At 74.8% G+C, this 19,507-nt stretch carries 16 protein-coding genes and 1 riboswitch; of the genes, 10 read left to right on the forward strand and 6 right to left on the reverse strand.

Translation table 11 applies throughout. The annotated features are described in order from the left end of the window. Position 1 precedes the first annotated feature (1 nt). The gene (cobN, locus tag ACXVGS_RS05505; protein ID WP_458536722.1) at positions 2-3,604 is read right to left on the reverse strand and encodes a cobaltochelatase subunit CobN; all 3,603 of its coding nucleotides are present in this window, start codon (positions 3,602-3,604) and stop codon (positions 2-4) included. A 40-nt stretch (positions 3,605-3,644) separates the two neighbouring features. Continuing rightward, positions 3,645-3,785: riboswitch (adenosylcobalamin (AdoCbl) riboswitch) on the reverse strand. 95 nt (positions 3,786-3,880) lie between these two features. Between cobN and cobG the strand changes: the two genes are divergently transcribed. The 5 genes from cobG (at position 3,881) to ACXVGS_RS05530 (ending at position 9,459) form a co-directional block, all read left to right on the forward strand. After that, positions 3,881-5,215: a precorrin-3B synthase gene (gene cobG, locus ACXVGS_RS05510; RefSeq protein WP_458528308.1), complete on the forward strand. Its 1,335-nt coding sequence runs from the start codon at positions 3,881-3,883 to the stop codon at positions 5,213-5,215. 11 nt (positions 5,216-5,226) lie between these two features. Further along, positions 5,227-5,850: a precorrin-8X methylmutase gene (locus tag ACXVGS_RS05515; protein ID WP_458531748.1), complete on the forward strand. Its 624-nt coding sequence runs from the start codon at positions 5,227-5,229 to the stop codon at positions 5,848-5,850. Beyond that, the gene (locus ACXVGS_RS05520) at positions 5,847-7,394 is read left to right on the forward strand and encodes a precorrin-2 C(20)-methyltransferase (protein ID WP_458528310.1); all 1,548 of its coding nucleotides are present in this window, start codon (positions 5,847-5,849) and stop codon (positions 7,392-7,394) included. Before ACXVGS_RS05515 ends, ACXVGS_RS05520 begins: the two co-directional genes overlap by 4 nt. A gap of 122 nt (positions 7,395-7,516) precedes the next feature. Then, a complete protein-coding gene (locus ACXVGS_RS05525) occupies positions 7,517-7,990 on the forward strand; it encodes a hypothetical protein (protein WP_458536718.1) in 474 nt (157 codons plus the stop codon). Between the two features lie 143 nt (positions 7,991-8,133). Continuing rightward, the gene (locus ACXVGS_RS05530; protein ID WP_458531749.1) at positions 8,134-9,459 is read left to right on the forward strand and encodes a DUF222 domain-containing protein; all 1,326 of its coding nucleotides are present in this window, start codon (positions 8,134-8,136) and stop codon (positions 9,457-9,459) included. A 40-nt stretch (positions 9,460-9,499) separates the two neighbouring features. Here the strand turns inward: ACXVGS_RS05530 and ACXVGS_RS05535 are convergent, their stop codons facing one another. After that, positions 9,500-10,285 (reverse strand): cobalt-precorrin-6A reductase, encoded by a 786-nt coding sequence (locus ACXVGS_RS05535; protein WP_458528313.1) that lies wholly within the window; start codon positions 10,283-10,285, stop codon positions 9,500-9,502. Between ACXVGS_RS05535 and ACXVGS_RS05540 the strand changes: the two genes are divergently transcribed. Beyond that, entirely contained in the window at positions 10,267-11,409 is a 1,143-nt protein-coding gene (locus ACXVGS_RS05540; RefSeq protein ID WP_458528314.1) for a cobalt-precorrin-5B (C(1))-methyltransferase, read from the forward strand. The two genes, ACXVGS_RS05535 and ACXVGS_RS05540, sit on opposite strands and share 19 nt — an antisense overlap. Before the next feature lie 28 nt (positions 11,410-11,437). On the opposite strand, the gene cobM is transcribed toward ACXVGS_RS05540, so the two are convergent. Both cobM and cbiE read right to left on the reverse strand, forming a co-directional pair. Continuing rightward, positions 11,438-12,223 carry a precorrin-4 C(11)-methyltransferase gene (gene cobM, locus ACXVGS_RS05545; RefSeq protein WP_458528315.1) on the reverse strand — a complete coding sequence of 262 codons (786 nt, stop codon included), beginning with the start codon at positions 12,221-12,223 and terminating at the stop codon, positions 11,438-11,440. Then, positions 12,220-13,500: a precorrin-6y C5,15-methyltransferase (decarboxylating) subunit CbiE gene (gene cbiE / locus ACXVGS_RS05550; RefSeq protein WP_458531750.1), complete on the reverse strand. Its 1,281-nt coding sequence runs from the start codon at positions 13,498-13,500 to the stop codon at positions 12,220-12,222. Before cbiE ends, cobM begins: the two co-directional genes overlap by 4 nt. A gap of 297 nt (positions 13,501-13,797) precedes the next feature. Here cbiE and ACXVGS_RS05555 point away from each other — a divergent pair, with 297 nt between their 5' ends. The 3 genes from ACXVGS_RS05555 to ACXVGS_RS05565 are packed head-to-tail and all read left to right on the forward strand — an operon-like array spanning position 13,798 to position 16,011. After that, positions 13,798-14,652, forward strand: a complete 855-nt coding sequence (locus ACXVGS_RS05555) for an MEDS domain-containing protein (protein ID WP_458528317.1) — start codon at positions 13,798-13,800, stop codon at positions 14,650-14,652. Beyond that, positions 14,649-15,593, forward strand: a complete 945-nt coding sequence (locus ACXVGS_RS05560; RefSeq protein WP_458528318.1) for an anti-sigma factor RsbA family regulatory protein — start codon at positions 14,649-14,651, stop codon at positions 15,591-15,593. The genes ACXVGS_RS05555 and ACXVGS_RS05560 overlap by 4 nt, the downstream gene beginning before the upstream one ends. 22 nt (positions 15,594-15,615) lie before the next feature. Beyond that, positions 15,616-16,011 (forward strand): universal stress protein, encoded by a 396-nt coding sequence (locus ACXVGS_RS05565; RefSeq protein WP_458528319.1) that lies wholly within the window; start codon positions 15,616-15,618, stop codon positions 16,009-16,011. Positions 16,012-16,030: 19 nt separating this feature from the next. Here the strand turns inward: ACXVGS_RS05565 and ACXVGS_RS05570 are convergent, their stop codons facing one another. After that, on the reverse strand, positions 16,031-17,536 hold the full coding sequence (locus tag ACXVGS_RS05570) for a cobyric acid synthase (protein WP_458531751.1): 1,506 nt from the start codon (positions 17,534-17,536) through the stop codon (positions 16,031-16,033). Further along, positions 17,529-18,476, reverse strand: a complete 948-nt coding sequence (locus ACXVGS_RS05575) for a cobalamin biosynthesis protein (protein ID WP_458528321.1) — start codon at positions 18,474-18,476, stop codon at positions 17,529-17,531. The genes ACXVGS_RS05570 and ACXVGS_RS05575 overlap by 8 nt, the downstream gene beginning before the upstream one ends. 295 nt (positions 18,477-18,771) lie before the next feature. Here ACXVGS_RS05575 and ACXVGS_RS05580 point away from each other — a divergent pair, with 295 nt between their 5' ends. Next, positions 18,772-19,491 (forward strand): SCO2322 family protein, encoded by a 720-nt coding sequence (locus ACXVGS_RS05580; RefSeq protein ID WP_458528322.1) that lies wholly within the window; start codon positions 18,772-18,774, stop codon positions 19,489-19,491. The last annotated feature ends 16 nt before the right edge of the window (positions 19,492-19,507 follow it).

Here is a 19,507-nt window from a genome sequence, read left to right on the forward strand (position 1 = left end):
GTCAGCGACCGGCTTCTAGGTCGCCCTCGGCCTCGAGGTAGGCCTGGCGCAGGGCGGCCAGCACCTCGGGGTCCGGCTCGGCCCACAGCCCGCGCGAGACCGACTCGAGCAGGCGCTCGGCCATGCCGTGCAGCGCCCACGGGTTGGCGGCCTCCAGGAACTTCCGGTTGACCTCGTCCAGGACGTACTCGCGGGTGACCCGGTCGTACATCCAGTCGTGGACCACGCCGGTGGTGGCGTCGTAGCCGAACAGGTAGTCGACGGTGGCGGCCATCTCGAAGGCTCCCTTGTAGCCGTGGCGGCGCATCGCCTCCATCCAGCGCGGGTTCACCACGCGGGACCGGAAGACCCGCGCGGTCTCCTCGGCCAGGCTGCGCGTGCGCACCGTCTCGGGCCGGGTGCTGTCCCCGATGTATGCCGCGGGCGCGGCGCCCGTGAGCGCCCGCACCGTGGCGACCATGCCGCCGTGGAACTGGAAGTAGTCGTCGGAGTCGGCGATGTCGTGCTCGCGGGTGTCGGTGTTCTTGGCCGCGACCGCGATCCGGCGGTAGGCCGTCTCCATCTCCTCGCGCGCCGGCCTGCCGTCGAGGCCCCGGCCGTAGGCGTAGCCGCCCCAGACGGAGTAGACCTCGGCGAGGTCGGCGTCGGTGCGCCAGTCCTTGCTGTCGATGAGCTGCCGCAGCCCGGCGCCGTAGGTGCCGGGGCGGGAGCCGAAGATGCGGGTGGTGGCCCGACGCCGGTCGCCGTGCTCGGCCAGGTCGGCCTGGACGTGGGCGCGCACCCGGTTGTCCGCGGCGGCCTCCTCCAGGCCGGCGACGAGCTGCACGGCGTCGTCGAGCAGGCCGACGACGTGCGGGAAGGCATCACGGAAGAAGCCGGAGATGCGCAGCGTGACGTCGACACGCGGGCGGCCGAGCTCCTCGAGCGGGACGACCTCGAGGCCGGTCACCCGACGGGAGGCGTCGTCCCAGACGGGGCGGACGCCCAGCAGCGCCAGGGCCTCGGCGATGTCGTCCCCGGCGGTGCGCATGGCGCTGGTGCCCCACAGGGACAGCCCGACCGAGGTCGGCCACTCCCCCGTGTCGTCGCGGTGGCGGCCCAGCAGCGACTCGGCCAGGCGCTGGCCGGTCTCCCACGCGAGGCGGCTCGGCACCGCCTTGGGGTCGACGGAGTAGAAGTTGCGGCCCGTGGGCAGGACGTTGACCAGGCCGCGCAGCGGTGAGCCCGACGGGCCGGCGGGGACGAACCCGCCGCGCAGGGCGTGCACCACCGCGTCGAGCTCGTCGGTGGTCGCGGCCAGCCGCGGGACCACCTGGGCCACGGCGAAGTCCAGCACCTGCCCGACGGCCTCGACCCGTTCCTGCGGCACGAGCGCCAGCGCCGCGTCGACCGCGTCGGCGTCCCACCCGTGGCGCTCCATGGCGAGGACCACCTCGCGGGCCAGCGCCTCGGCCCGGTCGGCACCGCCGCGGTCGGTGGCGGACTCGTCCAGACCGAGCGCCTCGCGCAGTCCTGGGACGGCATGGCTGCCGCCCCAGAGCTGCCGGGCGCGCAGGATGGCCAGGACGAGGTCGACGCGAGCCGCGTCCTGCGGCGCCTGGCCGAGAACATGCAGCCCGTCCCGGATCTGGGCGTCCTTGACCTCGCAGAGCCACCCGTCGATCTGCATGACCATCTCGTCGAAGCGCTCGTCGTCGGGCCGGCCGGTCAGGCCGAGGTCGTGGTCCATCTTCGCCGCCTGGAGCATGGTCCAGATCTGGCTGCGGACCGCGGGCAGCTTGGCGGGGTCGAGGGTGGCCACGTTGGCGTGCTCGTCGAGCAGCTGCTCCAGCCGGGCGATGTCGCCGTAGCTCTCGGCGCGGGTCATCGGCGGGACGAGGTGGTCGACCAGCACGGCGTGGGCGCGGCGCTTGGCCTGGGTGCCCTCGCCGGGGTCGTTGACCAGGAAGGGGTAGACCAGGGGCAGGTTGCCGAGCACGGCGTCCGGGGCGCACTCGGCGGACAGGCCGGCGTTCTTGCCCGGCAGCCACTCCAGGTTGCCGTGCTTGCCGAGGTGGACCACCGCGTCGGCGCCGAAGCCGCCGTCCTCCTGGCGTGCGGCGATCCACCGGTAGGCCGCGAGGTAGTGGTGCGAGGGCGGCAGGTCGGGGTCGTGGTAGATCGCGATGGGGTTCTCCCCGAAGCCTCGCGGCGGCTGGACGAGCACCAGCAGGTTGCCCGCCCGCAGCGCCGCGAGGACGAGGTCGCCTTCGGGGTTGCGGGACCGGTCGACGTACAGCTCGCCCGGTGGCGGGCCCCAGTGCTCCTCGACCTGGACGCGCAGGCCGGCCGGCAGCGTGGCGTACCAGCGGCGGTAGTCGGCGGCCGGGATACGCACCGGGTTGCCGGCCAGCTGCTCGGCGGTCAGCCAGTCGGGGTCGTAGCCCCCGGCCTCGATGAGCGCGTGGATGAGGGCGTCGCCGTCGACGGTGGCCAACCCGGGCAATGCGCCGGGACCGTCGTCCGGGCCGAGGTCCCAACCCGCGTCGCGCAGCCGGCTCAGCAGGGCCATCGCGCTGGCGCCGGTGTCGAGCCCGACCGCGTTGCCGATGCGGGCGTGCTTGGTGGGGTAGGCGGACAGGACCAGGGCGACCCGGTGGTGCGCCGGGTCGAGGTGGCGCAGCCGGCCGTGGGCAACGGCGAGGCCGGCCACGCGGGCGGCGCGCTCGGGGTCGGCAACGTAGGCCGGGAGCCCGTCGGCGTCGATCTCCTTGAACGAGAACGGGACCGTGATGACCCGCCCGTCGAACTCGGGCACGGCCACCTGGGTGGCGGCGTCCAGCGGGGAGAGCCCCTCGTCGTTGGCCTGCCACTGCTCGCGGGAGCTGGTCAGGCACAGTGCCTGCAGCAACGGCACGTCCAGGCGGGCCAGTGCGCCGGCGTCCCAAGCGTCCTCGTCGCCGCCGGCCTGCGCGTCGGCGGGCCGGGTGCCACCCGCAGCAAGCACCGTGGTGACGACGGCATCGGCCTCGGCGAGGGTGTCCAGCAGGCCGGGGTCGGCGTCGCGCAGGGAGGCGCACCACAGCGGCAGTGGCCGGCCCCCGGCGGCCTCGACCGCACCGCACAGGGCGTGGACGAAGCCGGTGTTGCCGCTCATGTGGTGGGCCCGGTAGTAGAGCACCGCCACGGTCGGCCGGGGCTCTGTGGCCGGCGCTGCGGCGGCGACCCCCGCCCGCTGCAGGCGACCCCAGGCCGGTGCCACGAGCGGGGCCTCGAAGCCGTGCCCGGTCAGCAGCACGGTGTCGGACAGGAACCGGGCCAGTGCCTCGAGGTTGGCCGGTCCGCCGTGGGCGAGGTAGGCGTGGGCCTGCGCGGCGATCCCGGCGGAGACCGTGGACAGGCTCATCAGCTCGGCGTCCGGCGCCTGCTCCCCGGACAGGACCACGACCGGACGGGTGCCGGCGAGCAGCGCGTCGAGGCCGTCGGCCCAGGCGCGGCGGCCACCGAGGAGGCGCACGACGACGAGGTCGGTGCCCTCGAGTAGGGCGGGCAGGTCCTCCGGCAGCAACCGGGAGGGGTTGGCGTAGCGCCAGGCGACGGGGCCGTCGGCCACGCGGGCGCTCATCAGGTCGGTGTCGGAGGTCGACAACAACAGCAGCACGCTGAACCTCTTCCTGGGGTGTCCACGCCCCGGGTGAGAGAAGACGACGGGAGTTCCTGACTCCCACGGCTGGGCCGTGGTCACAGTGGCGGGACCGCGCCGGATTCACACCGGCTTCCTCCCCTTGCGCCGTCTTCTGGCGAAAGGGCGCTCAAGTGAGCGCTGGCCCGGAGCATAGCCAGACGAGCGGTCCGGACGACAGCCCGGAACGGCCATCCGGCGTGGGTATGCTCCACCGCCATGCCCGCCCCGGACCGTCCACCGGCGACCCCACCGACCCTGTCGCGCGGTCGCCCAGACCGGTGCCCCGGGGCTGTCCGGCTGCACCATGCCGACGACGGGTCAGTAGCCCGGATCCGGATCCCCGGCGGCCTCCTCAGCGCCGACCAGATGGATGAGATCGTTTGTGCGGCAACGGAGCTCGGTGACGGCTCGCTCGAGGTGACCTCCCGGGGGAACCTCCAGGTCAGAGGGCTGGCGCCGTCCTGCGGCGGCGACCTCGCAGACCGGCTGTATGCCGTGGGCCTCCTGCCGTCCGTGGCCCACGACCGCGCCCGCAACGTCCTGCTGTCGCCGCTGTCCGGCCTGGACGGACGCGGCCTGTCGGACCTGACGCCCGCCGTCGGCGACTACGACGAGATCCTGCGTGGCACAACGGCTTTGGCCGAGCTCTCCGGCCGGTTCCTCGTCGCGTTCGACGACGGTCGTCACGACGTCGCCGCGCTCGACGCCGATGTGACGTTGGTCGCGCGGGCCGAGCGCGTCACCGAGCTGCTGCTGGCCGGTCTGCCGACCGGCCTGACCGTGGCGGCGGGCGACGCGGCCCGCTGCGCGGCCAGCGCGGTCGAGTCCTTCCTCGCGGCGCGAGCCGCTGCCGGAGCCGACTCCTGGCGGGTCCGCGACCTGGTCAGCAGCCCGCTGGACCTGCTGGCCGCTGTCCGCCATCTCCTGGACGACCGGGCCGTCCCCCACGAGCAGTCCGATCCGGGACTGCGGCCCTCCGCCGGCCGCCGCCAGGGGCCTGCCCTCGGGGTGGTCCGGTCCCCGGAGGGCCCGGCGGTGCTGTCCGTCGCCGCACCGCTCGGACGTGCACCAGCCGCCTCCTGGCAGGCTCTCGTCGCGCTGGCCCGGACCGCGGTCGGAGACCTGCGACTCACTCCCTGGCGGGGCATCGTCATCCCGGGCGTCGAGGTCGCGGGATGCACCACGGGCCTGGCCTCCCTGGCTTCGGCCGGGTTCGTCACCAACGCCCGGTCGCCCAGGGCGGGGGTCACGGCCTGCACGGGACGGCCGGGCTGCGCCAAGTCGCTCGCCGACGTCCATGCCGATGCCGTGGCGTCGTTCGGGGCCCAGAGAGCCTCCGGCACAACGCTTCTGCCCCTTCACTGGTCAGGCTGCGAGCGGCGCTGCGGCCACCCCACCGGCGCCCGGGTGGAGGTCGTCGCCCAGCCCGGGGGCCACTACGCGCTGGAGCGGCACGACATCGCCGATCTCCCCACCACGACCACCCTCGCCGCCGACGCCTCGACGCAAGCCCTCGCCGGGGCGGTCTCGGCCGCCCGGCGCACCCCCTGATGGAGACACGCATGGACTACGAGAAGGACGGCGCAGAGATCTACCGGCAGTCGTTCGCCACGATCCGCGCCGAGGCCGACCTCGCGGCGTTCGACCCGGCCACCGCCCAGGTGGTCGTGCGGATGATCCACGCCTGCGGCATGGTCGACCTGGCCGGTGACGTGGTGGCGACCCCGGGGGCCGTCCCGCAGGCCCGCGCCGCGCTCCGGGCCGGCGCGCCGGTGCTGTGTGACGCCCAGATGGTCGCCAGCGGGATCACCCGCGCCCGGCTCCCCCGCGACAACGACGTGGTGTGCACGCTCTCCGACCCGCGCGTCCCCGCCCTGGCCCGCCAGCTCGGCACCACACGCACCGCAGCGGCCGTGGAGCTGTGGGGCGAGCGCCTCGACGGCGCGGTCGTGGCCATCGGCAACGCCCCCACCGCCCTCTTCCACCTGCTGGACCACCTGCGCACCGTGCCGTGGCGCCCGGCGGCAGTGCTCGGCATACCGGTGGGGTTCATCGGGGCGGCCGAGTCCAAGCAGGCCCTGGTCGACAGCGACCTCGGCCTGGAGCACGTGGTGGTCCGGGGACGCCGAGGCGGCAGCGCCATCGTCGCCGCCGCTGTCAACGCGATCGCGAGTGAGGTCGAATGAGCTTGTCGGACAAGCGAACCGGGCGTCTGTATGGCGTGGGGCTGGGTCCGGGGGACCCGAACCTGATGACCCTGCGGGCAGTCGAGCTCATTGGCGCGGCGGACGTCGTGGCCTACCACTCGGCCCGCCACGGGCGCAGCATCGCCCGCAGCATCGCCGCCGGCCACCTGCGCGGTGACCAGGTCGAGGAGGCGCTGGTCTACCCGGTCACCACCGAGACCCCCGACCACCCCGGCGGCTACCGCGCGGTCCTGGACGAGTTCTACGAGGAGGCGGCGCAGCGGCTGGCGGCCCACCTCGACGCCGGTCACGACGTGGCGGTGCTGTGTGAGGGCGACCCGTTCCTGTTTGGCTCCTATCAGCACATGCACAAGCGCCTGGCGCACCGTTACCCCACCGAGGTGGTCCCGGGGATCAGCTCGGTCAACGCCGCCGCGAGCCGCGTGGGCCGGCCCCTGGTCGAGGACCGTGAGGTGCTCACGGTGCTGCCGGGGACGCTGCCGGAGGAGGAGCTCGCGGCGCGGCTGTCCTCGACCGACTCTGCGGTCGTGCTCAAGCTGGGCCGCACCTTCCCGGCCGTGCGGCGGGCCCTGCAGCGGGCCGGGCGGCTGGACGACGCGTGGTACGTCGAGCGCGCCACGATGGCCGGGGAGCGCACCGGCCGGCTGGCCGACGTCGACGAGGAGTCGGTGCCCTACTTCTCCGTCGCCCTGGTGCCCAGCGAGGTAGGCGCGCCCGCGGGAACCGTTGCGGTTGCGGAGGACCCGGCGCCGGCGCAGGGCCGCACTGGTGAGGTCGTGGTCGTGGGCCTCGGGCCTGCGGGACCGACCTGGCTCACCCCCGAGGCCCGCGGCGCCCTCGCCGCCGCTGACGACCTGGTGGGCTACGGCACCTACATCGACCGCGTGCCCTCCCGGCCCGGCCAGCAGCGGCACGCCTCGGACAACAAGGTCGAGTCCGAGCGGGCCACCTTCGCCCTCGACCTGGCCCGGTCCGGCCGTCGGGTGGCCGTCGTCTCCTCCGGCGACCCGGGGGTGTTCGCCATGGCGAGCGCCGTGCTGGAGGTGGCCTGCGAGGACACCTACGCCGACGTCCCGGTCCGGGTGCTGCCCGGCGTGACCGCGGCCCACGCGGCTGCGGCCCGGGTCGGCGCTCCCCTGGGGCACGACTTCGCGACGATCTCGCTGTCCGACCGGCTCAAGCCGTTCGAGGTGGTGAGCCGGCGCGTGGCGGCGGCTGCGGCGGCCGACCTCGTCCTGGCCCTCTACAACCCGGGCTCGCGCAGCCGCACGTGGCAGGTCGCCGCAGTGCGTGAGCTGTTGCTGGAACACCGCGCACCGGACACGCCGGTGGTCGTGGCGCGTGACGTGGGCGGCCCGGAGGAGTCGGTGCGGGTCGTGGGCCTGGCCGACCTCGAGCCGTCTGAGGTGGACATGCGCACCCTGCTCATCGTCGGCTCCTCGCAGACGCAGGCGGTGCGCCGTGCCGACGGCCAGCGGGTCGTGTGGACGCCGCGGCGCTACCCGGAGGAGCCGGCGGTCTGACGGGGACGCCGGGTGGCGAGGGCACGGCATACGGGAGCTTGGGCGACGCTCCGGCGGGTCTGGACGGCGACCACCGGCGGGCGGACCATGGGTTCGGCCCCTCGTCCCGCTGGGAGGCACCGATGTCTGAGACCACGACACCGACCCGGACACTGCCACCGGAGCTGGAGGTCCTGCGCCGCCGGCGCGCGGAGATGGGCGAGTCGATCGCCGCGGTCGAGCAGGCGCTGACGGCACCCGCCCCCGGCCGCGTCGCCGCGTGGGCCGAGCGGGTGCACGCCGCCCTGGTCGAGCTGTCCGCGGACCTGCGGGTGCACGTCGAGGTGACGCAGGCGCCCGACGGGCTGTTCGCCCAGGTGGTCGCCAGCTCACCGCGCCTCGCGGGAGCGGTGGCCCGGCTCAACCGCGAGCACACCCACCTGCTGCCGGTGGTCGAGACGCTGGTTCAGGACGCGGAGGGCGTGGTGGACACGGCCGGCGTCGAGTCGCTGCGTGAGGGGTGCGCGGACCTGCTGCGCTCGCTGGCGCGGCACCGGCAGGCCGGGGCGGACCTGGTCTACGAGGCATACGTCGTCGACATCGGCGGGGAGACCTGAGCCAGGCTGACCAGTCGCCGTGGGCGCTCTGGCTCATGAGCGCGCCCGGCGAGGGAGGTTCCCCGTGAGGGGCGTGCCCGGTGAGGGGCGTGCCTGTGGACGGGCGACGAGGTGTGTCGGCACCCCGCTCTAGTCTTGGACACATGTTCGAACTCAGCGTGGAGCAGGTGCGGCAGACGCCCATGGGCGAGCTCGCCGCGCTCCTCGATGCGCTGAGCGCGGACGAGCTGGCGGCAGTGACCGCCGGGACCGGCGAGGCCGTGGTGCTGGCGGCCCAGCGGGTCAAGAACGCGGTCGATGCCCTGGCGTTGCAGACCATCGCCGCGATCGCCGCGCGTGAGCGGGAGTGGCTCGAGGCCATCCCTGTCGGCGCACCTGTCGGGACGACCGTCCCGACAGGTGGGACGGACGACGAGTGGGAGTTCGTGGCCGACCGGATCGCGCCGCTGCTGTGCCTCACCGGGCGGGCCGCGGACCTGCGGGTCGCTCTGGCCAGGGATCTGGGCCGGCTCCCGCGCACCCTCGCCGCGATGCGCGAGGGCCGCCTCGACGCCTACCGCGCCGGGCTGGTCGGCACCGAGGCCCAGCACCTGTCCGACGCGCAGGCCGCGGTGCTCGAGGAGACGTTGCTGCCCGACGAGCCAGTGCTCGACCGGTTCGGCCGGGAAGTGCCGGACGCGACCGGGTTGACCTCGACGAAGCTGCGGGCACGGGCCCGTCGGGCGGTCGCCCGCATCGACCCCGACGCCCTGCGCCGCCGGGCCGAGCGCGCCCCGGAGGGACGGTTCGTCTTCACGCGGCCGGGCACCGAGCCCGGGATGACGCAGTGGTGCGCCGACCAGCCCACCCATGTCAGCGCCCAGGCCTGGGCAGCCATCGACGCGCTGGCCCGCGACTACCTGGCGCGTGACGCGGCCACGCCGCACCGCCGGACACTGGACCAGGCGCGCGCCGACGCGATGATCGACCTCATCCTCGGCAACGCGAGCGTGACCACCGTGCTGGAGCTCACCGTGCCGGTGCCGTCCGAGCCCGGCGTCGTCGGTGTCGAGCTCCCGCGGCACGGCATCCTCCCGATGGACGTCGTCAGCCGCCTGGTCAACGGCTGCGACACCCCGCTGCGCCGGCTCCTGCTGGACCCAGTCACCGGTCAGGTGCTCCGGTCCGACCCGACGACCTACCGACCCAACGCCGCCCTGGCCCGCGCCGTGCGCACCCGCGACGGCACCTGCCGGTTCCCCGGGTGTGCGGTGGCCGCGACCGGTTGCGACCTCGACCATGTGCTCCGGTTCCCGGACGGGCCGACCGACGAGGCCAACCTCATGGCCTTGTGCCGACACCACCACCGACTCAAGCACCAGGCGGGCTGGCGGGTGCAGATGTCAGCCGACGCGGTGTGCACCTGGACCACGCCGTCCGGGATGGAGCATGTCAGCAGGCCTCGGGACTACCGCGACCTCGCCGCCTGAGGGGACGTCCGCCGCACACGCGCGTCGGTCCGCCTGCCCGTCACTGGTGAGAGTCACCGAGCCACGCCAGCGCGTCCTCGACACCGTGTACGACCGGGACGCCCCCGGGCAGCGGTGGCCGGCTCACCATCACCACCGGTATGCCGCGCCGCCGCGCCGCCTCCAGCTTGGCCGCGGTCGCGTGCCCGCCGCTGTTCTTCGTGACGAGGACGTCGATGGCGTGGCGCACCATCAGGTCGAGCTCACCGGCGAGGGTGTATGGCCCTCGGTCGAGCAGCAGCGTGTGCCGCCGCGGCAGAGGCACGTCCGGTGGGTCGACTGTGCGCACGACGAACGCCAGTTCGTCCAGATCTGCGAAGGCGTCCACCCCCTGACGGCCGGTCGTCAGCAGTGGCCTGCGGCCGAGGCCCGGCAGGATGCGCGCAGCCTGCTGGAGGGAGCCCACCTCGTGCCACCGGTCCCCCGGCCCGGCCACCCACGCGGGACGACGCAGGACCAGCAGGGGAACATGGACCTGCGTCGCAGCCCGGGCGGCGTGAGACGTGATCGTGGCGGCGAAGGGATGCGTGGCGTCGATGACCCGGTGGATGGACCGCTCGACGAGCCATCGGGCCAGCCCTGCCTCTCCCCCGAAGCCGCCCACCCGGACCTCACCCTCGGGGAGGACAGGGTCGCGCACCCGACCCGCCAGCGAGCTCGTCACCTCCACCTGCCCCTCCGTCGCCAGCCGCCGAGCCAGCTCCCTGGCCTCGGTCGTACCACCCAGGACAAGGACTCGCTGCCGCCAGCTCACGAACCCGACCCGCCGTGGCTGAGCAGACGACACCGACGCCGCAGCAGGGCGGCCGCCCGGCCCAGCTCGAGCGCACCGGGCTGCGCAGCGGCTGGACCACCGGGGCGTGCGCGACAGCGGCGACGGCCGCGGCATACACCGCACTGCTCACCGGCGAGTTCCCCGACCCGGTGACCATCACCCTGCCCAAGGGCCAGCAGCCGGCGTTCGCCCTCGCGGTGGAGGACGCCGGCGACGGATGGGCGATGGCGGGAGTGGTCAAGGACGCCGGGGACGACCCGGACGTGACCCACGGGGCGCTCGTGCGGGCGACCGTGCGGCGCGGTGAGCCCGGTGCCGGCGTCACCTTCGTCGCCGGACCCGGCGTCGGCACCGTGACCCTCCCCGGCCTGCCGCTCCCCGTGGGCGAGCCGGCGGTGAACCCGGTGCCGCGCCAGATGATGCGTGACCACATCACGACCATCGCCGAGCGGCACGGCGACCGCGGTGACGTGGTGGTCGAGCTGTCCGTGGATGGCGGCGAGGAGATCGCGCGTCGCACGTGGAACCCTCGCCTCGGCATCGTCGGCGGCCTGTCCATCCTGGGCACCACCGGCATCGTGGTGCCGTACTCCTGCTCGGCGTGGATCGACAGCATCCGCAGGGGGATCGACGTCGCCCGCGCCATCGGGCACACCCACGTCGCGGGGTGCACCGGCTCGACCTCCGAGCGTGTCGCGATCGCGGAGTACGCCCTGGCCGACGACGCCCTGCTGGACATGGGCGACTTCGCCGGCGCGGTCCTGAAGTACCTGCGGCGCCACCCGATTGACCGGCTGACCATCGCCGGCGGGTTCGCCAAGATGTCCAAGCTCGCGGCCGGTCACCTCGACCTGCACTCGGGCCGCTCGCAGGTCGACATCGGCTTCCTCGCAGGCCTGGCCCGGGAGGCCGGCGCCGACGAGCCGCTTGTGGCGGCAGTGGCAGCGGCGAACACCGGGCTGGAGGCGGCCCAGCGCTGCCTCGAGGCAGGGGTGCCGCTGGGTGACCTCGTCGCGGAGCAGGCACGCGACGTCGCGCTCGGGGTGTTGCGCGGCGCGTCGGTGACCGTGGACGCGATCTGCATCGACCGCGCCGGAGCGATCCTCGGCCGCGCCGCCCCGCGGGGACCACGCTGAACGCACAGACCACGCTGAACGCCGGAGCTCATGCCCCCTCGCGATCCGGGGCGCAGGCGGGCGACTGGTCTCCGCTGCGGTCGCGACCGGGTGAGTACAGGTAGCTGTCGTCGAACTGCTCGGCCCCGAGCACCTGGCCCACGAGGATCACCGCGGTGCGCCGGATACCGGCCTGGTGGACCTGACCGGCGATGTCCGCGAGCGTGCCGCGCAGCACCACCTCGTCCGGCCGGCTGGCCATCGCCACCACGGCGGCAGGGCACTGCGCGCCGTAGTGCGGCACCAGCTCCGCCACCACCTGGTCGACCAGGTGCGTCGCCAGGTGCAGGACGAGCAGGGCCCGGCTGCGGCCGAAGGTCGCCAGGTCCTCCCCCGGCGGCATCGCCGTCGCGCGCTGGGCAAGCCGGGTCAGGACCACGCTCTGCCCGACCGTGGGCACCGTCAGCTCGCGACCCAGGGCCGCCGCCGCAGCGGCGAAGGCGGGCACGCCCGGCACCATCTCCCACGGCACGCCTGCCGCGTCGAGCCGGCGCACCTGCTCCGCGACGGCGCTGTAGATCGACAGGTCGCCCGAGTGCAGCCGGGCCACGTCCAGCCCCGCGGCGTGGGCGGCCACGAGCTCGGCGGTGATCTGGTCCAGGTCAAGCCCGGAGGTGTCGACGAGGCGGGCGCCGGGCGGGCACTGGGCCAGCAGCTCGGGCGGGACCAGGCTCCCGGCATACAGGCAGACCGGGGAGGCTGCGACGATCCGCTGCCCGCGCACCGTGATGAGGTCGGCTGCGCCGGGGCCGGCTCCGATGAAGTGGACGGTCACCGCGCCACCTCCGCCGCGTCCTGCGCTCCGTGCGCCGAGAAGGCCTCCGGCTTCACCACGGACCACTGGGTGACCGGCATCGCCGCGCGCCACCCGGTGAACCCGCCGACCGGCACCGCGTGCGCGACCCCCACCCGGGTCAGATCCCCGCCGTGGGTGGCGTGCCATCGGGCGAGCAGCGCCTCGGACTCCAGCGTGACGGTGTTGGCGACCAACCGCCCGCCGGGGCGCAGGGCGGACCAGCAGGCCTCCAGCAGGCCAGGCGTGGTGAGGCCGCCGCCGACGAACACCGCGTCCGGTGCCGGCAGGCCGTCCAGGGCCGCGGGTGCCACACCCGTCACCACCCGCAAGCCAGGAACCCCCAACCGCGCGGCGTTGCCGGTGATCCGCGCCGCCCGGTCGGGCCTGCCCTCCACCGACACGGCACGGCAGGTGCGGTGGGACCGCATCCACTCGATCGCGATGCTCCCGGACCCGCCACCGACGTCCCAGAGCAGCTCCCCCGGTGCCGGGGCGAGCGCCGCCAGGGTCACCGCCCGCACCTCCCGCTTGGTGAGCTGACCGTCGTGCTCGTACGCTTCGTCCGGCAGGCCCGGCACCAGCGACAGGCGCGGACCTGAAGCCCCTTCAGGCGAGCGCCGGCAGCGCACCGCCACGACGTTCAGCGCCGCTCCCGCGGCGGCCACCCAGGTGGCGGCGACACCCTCGACCCGGCGCTCGGAGGCCGAGCCCAGCTGCTCGAGCACGACGAGCTCGCTCGCACCAAACCCCCTGTCCCGCAACAGGTCCGCGACCGCCTCTGGCGTCGAGGCGTCGGCGCTGAGCACCAGCAAGCGCACCCCGTCGTACAGCTCACGGGCCACGCCCGCCACCGGGCGGCCGACCGCGCTCACCACGGTCGCGTCCTCGACCGGCCAGCCGAGCCGGGCGCAGGCCAACGAGATCGAGGACGGATGAGGCAGCACGTGCACCGTCTCGCTCCCGAGCTCCTCGACGAGCGCCCGCCCGATGCCGAACCACATCGGGTCGCCGCTGGCGATCACCACCAGCCCCGCCGCGCGGTGCTCGGCCACGATCTCGGCCAGCGCCGGACGCAGGGGCGTGGGCCAGGCGACGCGCCGCGCAGGCACCTCCGCCGGGAGCAGGTCCAGCTGGCGGTGACCGCCGAGCACCACCCCGGCCGACCGCAGCGCCTCCCGCGCTGGCGAGGTCAGCCCGGCCCAGCCGTCGGCGCCGATCCCGACCACGGCGACGGTCCCCCCACCCGCACCGTCCACCGGAGGATCACCCTGACCCTCCACCTGAGGTCGAGACTGCTGGGTGGGGTCTGTCGAGCGCACGACGGCACCGGCCTTCCTCGAGGTGTCCACGCCTCGGGTCAAAGGTCAATCGCGGTCGACGGCCGCAGTTCCTGGCTCGCGCGCGTACGCGCCCACAGTGGCGGGACCGCCCCGGACTGGGCCACACGGCATACCGCGTGGCCGTCACCGGAGTTCCTGCCGCACCGTCGAAGGTGTCGCGCGAGCCTATCCGCACCCTGTCCCGGGCTCCCCCGGCAGGCGTACCCTCGTGCAATGGCGACCGCCACTCAGGGCACGCCCGCCGTCGGCTGGGACGGTCACCTGCTCCTGCTGCACCGCAGCGAGGCCGAGCGCGGCGACGCGGTGGCCGAGTGGGTCCGCCACGGCCTCGAGTCCGACGAGCGAGTCATCTACGCCGAGCGTTCCGAGGAGTCCCCCGACCGCAGCCTGCTCGGGGTGCTGCACGAGCGCGGCCTCGACACCTCCGCGGCGGTGGAGGAGGGACGCCTCGTCGTCCTGCCGGTCGGCGACTTCTACCCCCGCGAGGGCCAGGCGGCGCTCGTGGACCGGGCCCTCGACGAGGGGTTCCACCGGGTCCGCCTGTCCGCCGAGGCCCGCGTCGCGCTCTCCAAGGTGGCGCAGGACGACTACGAGCACTACGAGGACGCCATGGACGTGCTCTGCGCGACCCGGCCGGTGTCCGCGCTGTGCCAGTACGACCAGGGCAGCACCACCGGCTGGTGGCTGCGCCGCGCCACCGGGTCCCACCTCGGTGGCCTGCGCGAGACCCAGCTGCGCAGCTCGCCCGCGGAGGGTGGCCTGTGCCTGGTCGGCAGCGTCGACGTCAGCAACGACCGCGTGCTCGAGGCCGTGCTGCAGCAGGCGACCGGGCTGCACGACGAGCCCGGTGCCGCCGGCCCCGACGACGACCTGCTCTGGCTCGACGTGCGCTCCCTCGACTTCATCGACGTCGCGGGCTGCCGGGCCCTGGCCCGCTCCACCGAGCGCTTCCGTCGGGGCGGCGGCGGCGTGGTCCTGGTGGCACCCAAACCGGTCGTCGACCGCACCCTGCACCTCATGGGGGTCGACGAGATGCCGGGCGTCGCGGTGGTCACGGGCCGGCCATGACACCGGCCCTCGAGGGGCTGGTGCACAACGCCCTCATCCACACCTCTGACGAGGAGCTGCTCGCGGCCGCCGCGCCATTCCTGCGTGAGGGGCTGACCAGCGGTGGCGCGGCCGTCGCCGTGTGCAACGAGCAGCAGTGCGGCCTGCTCTCCGACGCTCTGGGCGACGACCGCCTGCAGCTGCTTCCCGGCGGCGGGCAGTACCGCCGCAGCACGATGGCCCTCGACGGCTACCGCCGGATGATGGAGGACGCCCTCGAGGAGGGCGTCAGCCGCGTCTGGCTGGTCAGCGACACCGACTTCGGCCAGAACCCGCTGCTGTGGCAGGAGTGGGCGCGCTACGAGGCCTACGTCAACCGGGCGCTCGCAGCGTTCCCGCTCACCACCTTGTGCCTGTATGACGCGCGGCGGCTCCCGCCGGAGGCCATCCGCTACGGGCGGATGACCCACCCACGGCTTCGCTCCGGCGCCACATGGGAGACCAACCCGGACTATCTGGACCCTGAGGCGTTCGCCCGGGCCATGCCGCCGGCCGACGAGCAGATCGAGGCGACCCCGTCGATGCGCGCGGTGCTTCACGACAGGATGGCTCTGTCCCAGCTGCGGGAGGACTTCCGTCGGGCGATGCACTCCGTCGGCACCGACCCCGACGCCTCGGAGGAGTTCATCGCCGCGTTCAGCGAGGTGGCCGCCAACGCCCTGGTGCACGGCCTGCCGCCGGTGTGGGTGCGGCTGTGGGCCGCCCCGCAGCGGCTGGCGTGCACGGTCAGCGACCACGGCTCCGGGTTCGCGGACGACTTCGCCGGCTACCTGCCGGAGGACCCCTACGGCCTGGCTGCCTCCGGCCGCGGGCTCTGGCTCGCCCGCATGCTGTGCGACCGCGTCGAGATGTGGTCCGATCCGGCAGGATTCACGGTGAGGCTGTCCACCTGGCCCGACTGACCCCGACCAAGGAGCCCGTCCCGTGATCATTCTCGCCGGCTACATCCCCACCCCTGAGGGCCTGGCCGCGGTCGACGCCGCCGTCGCTCAGGCGCAGCGCGACAACGCCCGCCTCGTCGTCGTCAACGCCGTGCACCACGGCGACTACGCCGACCCCAACTTCGCCGAGGGCCGCGACCTCGACGCCCTCGAGAAGCAGCTCGCCGCCTCCGGCGTGCCCCACGAGGTGCGCCAGCCCACCGAGGACACCGCCGCGGGCGACTCGATCCTCGCCGCGGCCCGTGAGGTCGGCGCCGACCTGATCGTCATCGGCCTGCGCCGCCGCTCCCCCGTCGGCAAGCTCATCACCGGCAGCACGGCGCAGCAGATCCTGCTCGAGGCCGAGTGCCCCGTGCTGGCGGTCAAGCCGTCGGCCTGAGCAACCTACGCCCCCGGGCTCAGCCTTCGAGGCCCATCAGCGCGCCGAGCGCCGCGGTGTCCAGGTGCTCCTCGACCGCGTCGGCGAGCCGGTCGAGCATGGCCTCCCGCCGCGCGGCGAACCCGGGCGCGGCGGTCTGCGGCACCCACGCGACCCCGGCCTGCTGCGCGACCTCGCTGAGGAACGCGCGCCGGAAGCCGTCGGCCTCGAACGCGCCGTGCCACGTCGTGCCGTGCACCGCGCCCCGGCTCCACCCGTCGAGGAACGGGCTCACGCCGGCGGCGTCCGGCCGCAACGTGGCGCTCCCGTGGTGGATCTCGTATGCCGTGACCTCCTGCCCGCGCCACTCACCCCGCGGGGTCCCCAGCAGCTTCTCCGGCGCGAAGGTCACTTGTGTCGGCAGCAGTCCGAGTCCGGGAACCGTTGTGGCAGAACGCGACTCTACGGCGGCACAGTCGTCGACCACCTCGGCCAGCATCTGGTAGCCACCGCAGATCCCGAGCACCGGCCGGCCGGCAGCGGCCCGGGCCAGGACGGCGTCGGCCAGCCCGCGCTCACGCAGCCACGCCAGGTCCGACAGCGTCGCGCGGGTGCCGGGCAGCACCACCAGGTCCGCGCCCGCGACGACGTCGGGGTCGGCGGTGACGCGCACGTCCACGCCGGGCTCGGCGGCCAGCGCGTCCACGTCGGTGGCGTTGGAGACCCGCGGGAAGCGGACCACCGCCACCGAGAGGGTCGCCACCGCCGCCTGGGCGGCGTCCCCACCGGCCCCGCCGGCCCCACGGTCCCCGCCCGACCATCCCGCGATGGCGAGGGCGTCCTCGGAGTCCAGCCACACGTCGTACAGGAAGGGCAGGACGCCGAGCACCGGCCGCCCGGTGCGCTCTTCCAGCATGCGCAGCCCCGGCTGCAGCAGGCCGAGGTCGCCGCGGAACTTGTTGACCACCCAACCGCGCACGTGCGCCTGGTCGGCCTCGTCGAGCAGCGCGAGGGTGCCGTACATCGCGGCGAACACCCCGCCGCGGTCGATGTCGCCCACCACCACGACCGGCAGGTGGACCGCCCGGGCCAGGCCCATGTTGACGTAGTCGCCCTCGCGCAGGTTGATCTCCGCCGGGCTGCCGGCGCCCTCGGCCACGACCACGTCGTAGCGTCCGGCGAGGTCCTCGAACGCCTCGAACGCCCTTTGCGCCAACACCTTCCGCCCCGTGGCCCACTCCCCGGCCTGGAGCTCGCCGAACGGCCGGCCCATGAGCACCACGTGCGAGCGCCGGTCCGACCCGGGCTTGAGCAGCACCGGGTTCATCGCCGCTTCGGGCACTGCCCGCGCGGCCACCGCCTGCAACCACTGGGCGCGGCCGATCTCCGCCCCGTCGGCGCACACCATCGAGTTGTTGGACATGTTCTGCGCCTTGAACGGCGCCACCCGCACGCCCTGCCGGGCCAGCCAGCGGCACAGCCCGGCGGTGACCAGGCTCTTGCCCGCGTCGGAGGTGGTCCCGGCGACCAGCAGCCCCCTAGCCACGACGCCTCCCGGCCCCGGCCGCGACGACCACCGCCACCGCGAGCGCCGACACCGACACGGCCCGCGACAGGGTCACGGCGCGGCGCAGGTCACGCACCCGCACCTCTCGTCCGCCGTCGAGCACGCCCCGGTCCTCCTCGTGGTCGCCGTAGCGGCTCACGCCGCCCAGCCTGACCCCCAGCGCCCCGGCGAACGCCGCCTCGACCGGGCCGGCGTTCGGGCTCGGGTGCGCCGCCGCGTCACGCTGCCAGACCCGCCACGCGTCGTCGCCCCGGCCGCCGACGAACCACGCCGTCGCCGTCGCAAGCAGCGCGGCCACCCGCGCCGGCACGAGGTTGACGAGGTCGTCGAGCCGGGCGGAGGCCCATCCGAAGTGCTGGTGCCGCGGCGAGCGGTAGCCCACCATCGCGTCCAGGGTGTTCACCGCGCGGTAGCCGAGCAGGCCCGGCGCCCCCGCCACGGCACCCCACAGGAGCGGGGCCACGACCGCGTCGGAGGTGTTCTCCGCCAGCGACTCCACGCTGGCACGGGCCAGCTCGCCGGCCTCCAGCCCGGTGGCGTCCCGCGCGCACAGGTGCGACAGCCGACGGCGCGCCCCGGGCAGGTCACCCTCGCGCAGCAGCCCCGACATCGCGGCCCCCTCGCGGGCCAGCGACGTGCCGCCGAGCACGCTCCACGAGGCCGCCGCGACGACCGCCGCCTCCCCGACGGCACTGCCGCGCACCAGCCGCTCGCCGGCCCAGCCCAGGCCGGCCGCGCCGGCCACCAGGCCCGCGGTGTACGCCGCGCCCCTCGGCCTGCTGTCGGCCCACCACCGGCGCTCCGCCGCCCGGGCGACCCGCCCGAACGCGGCCACCGGGTGCCCGCGCCGTGGGTCCCCGACGAGCGCGTCGGCGGCGAAGCCGAGGGCCAGTCCGGCGGCGCGGGCGCGTCTGCTCATGGGGCACCTCTCCTCGTGGCGGGGACCACTTTGACACCCCTCGATGCCGCGTGGGACCGTGCGAGCACCGCACGTCTGCAGCCAGGGGAAGCCGGTCCAAGTCCGGCGCTGACCCGCAACCGTAGGCCGTCACCGCAGTCGCCGCTCAGGCGACCCGGCGACGGCGAGCCGGAGCACCTGCCGTGGGCGTCGGCTCCAGTGTTGATCGTCCGTCGTGGAATGCGGACCGGAGCCGAAGGCGCAGACCCGGCCCCGGCCCCCTGCCCTTCTCGCCACCGGCCGCGAGGAGAGGTTCATGTCCCACTCGCGCCCCACCGCCCAGCGCCCCCTGCGCCCGGCTGCCCTGCTCGCCCTCGCCGCTCTCGTGGCAGCCCTGTTCACCGCCGTCATCGCCCCCGTCGGCGCCGCCCAGGCGGCCGCCTACCGCTACTGGGGCTACTACCACCTCGACTCCGGCAAGTGGGTGTTCGCCCAGACCGGCCCGGACAAGTTCACCCCCCAGGACGGCGCCATCGAGGGCTGGCGCTTCGCCGTCGGTGACGAGAGCTCCACCCGCCTGCCCCGGGCCACCCCCACCTTCGAGGACGTCTGCGGTGCGACCCCCGCCGTCGCCGGCAAGAAGCGTGTCGGCCTGGTCCTGGACTACGGCCGCCCGGCCGACGCCGAGAGGGGCACCCCGCCGGCCCCGACCGCCAAGTGCGCCGTCGTCGACACCAAGGCCACCGGCGCCGAGGTCCTGGCCGCGGTCGCGAGCGTGCGCTCCGAGGGTGGCCTGACCTGTGCGATCGACAGCTGGCCGGCTGCCGGCTGCGGCGGTGAGGTCAAGCAGGTCTCGGCCGCCGCCAAGGCCGCGGACACCCCGGTCGCCATCGCCGCGGCGAAGAAGGCCGACGCCCCGGCGGCCGCCAAGGCGTCCTCGGGCACGAGCACCTCGACCCTGGTCCTCGTCGGCGTCATCGTCCTGGCCGCGCTCGTCGTCGGCGCGGTCGCACTGCGCCGCCGCACCTCGGCCTGACCCGGACCGGCACCAG

It is taken from the genome of Oryzihumus sp. (assembly GCF_054325275.1).

Bases quoted from the DNA above. Each gene is read 5' to 3' on its own strand.
- cobN (WP_458536722.1), bottom strand. From the start codon at position 3,604: ATGAGCGCCCGCGTGGCCGACGGCCCCGTCGCCTGGCGCTACGCCAAC.
- cobG (WP_458528308.1), top strand. From the start codon at position 3,881: ATGCCCGCCCCGGACCGTCCACCGGCGACCCCACCGACCCTGTCGCGC.
- ACXVGS_RS05515 (WP_458531748.1), top strand. From the start codon at position 5,227: ATGGACTACGAGAAGGACGGCGCAGAGATCTACCGGCAGTCGTTCGCC.
- ACXVGS_RS05520 (WP_458528310.1), top strand. From the start codon at position 5,847: ATGAGCTTGTCGGACAAGCGAACCGGGCGTCTGTATGGCGTGGGGCTG.
- ACXVGS_RS05525 (WP_458536718.1), top strand. From the start codon at position 7,517: ATGTCTGAGACCACGACACCGACCCGGACACTGCCACCGGAGCTGGAG.
- ACXVGS_RS05530 (WP_458531749.1), top strand. From the start codon at position 8,134: ATGTTCGAACTCAGCGTGGAGCAGGTGCGGCAGACGCCCATGGGCGAG.
- ACXVGS_RS05555 (WP_458528317.1), top strand. From the start codon at position 13,798: ATGGCGACCGCCACTCAGGGCACGCCCGCCGTCGGCTGGGACGGTCAC.
- ACXVGS_RS05560 (WP_458528318.1), top strand. From the start codon at position 14,649: ATGACACCGGCCCTCGAGGGGCTGGTGCACAACGCCCTCATCCACACC.
- ACXVGS_RS05575 (WP_458528321.1), bottom strand. From the start codon at position 18,476: ATGAGCAGACGCGCCCGCGCCGCCGGACTGGCCCTCGGCTTCGCCGCC.
- ACXVGS_RS05580 (WP_458528322.1), top strand. From the start codon at position 18,772: ATGTCCCACTCGCGCCCCACCGCCCAGCGCCCCCTGCGCCCGGCTGCC.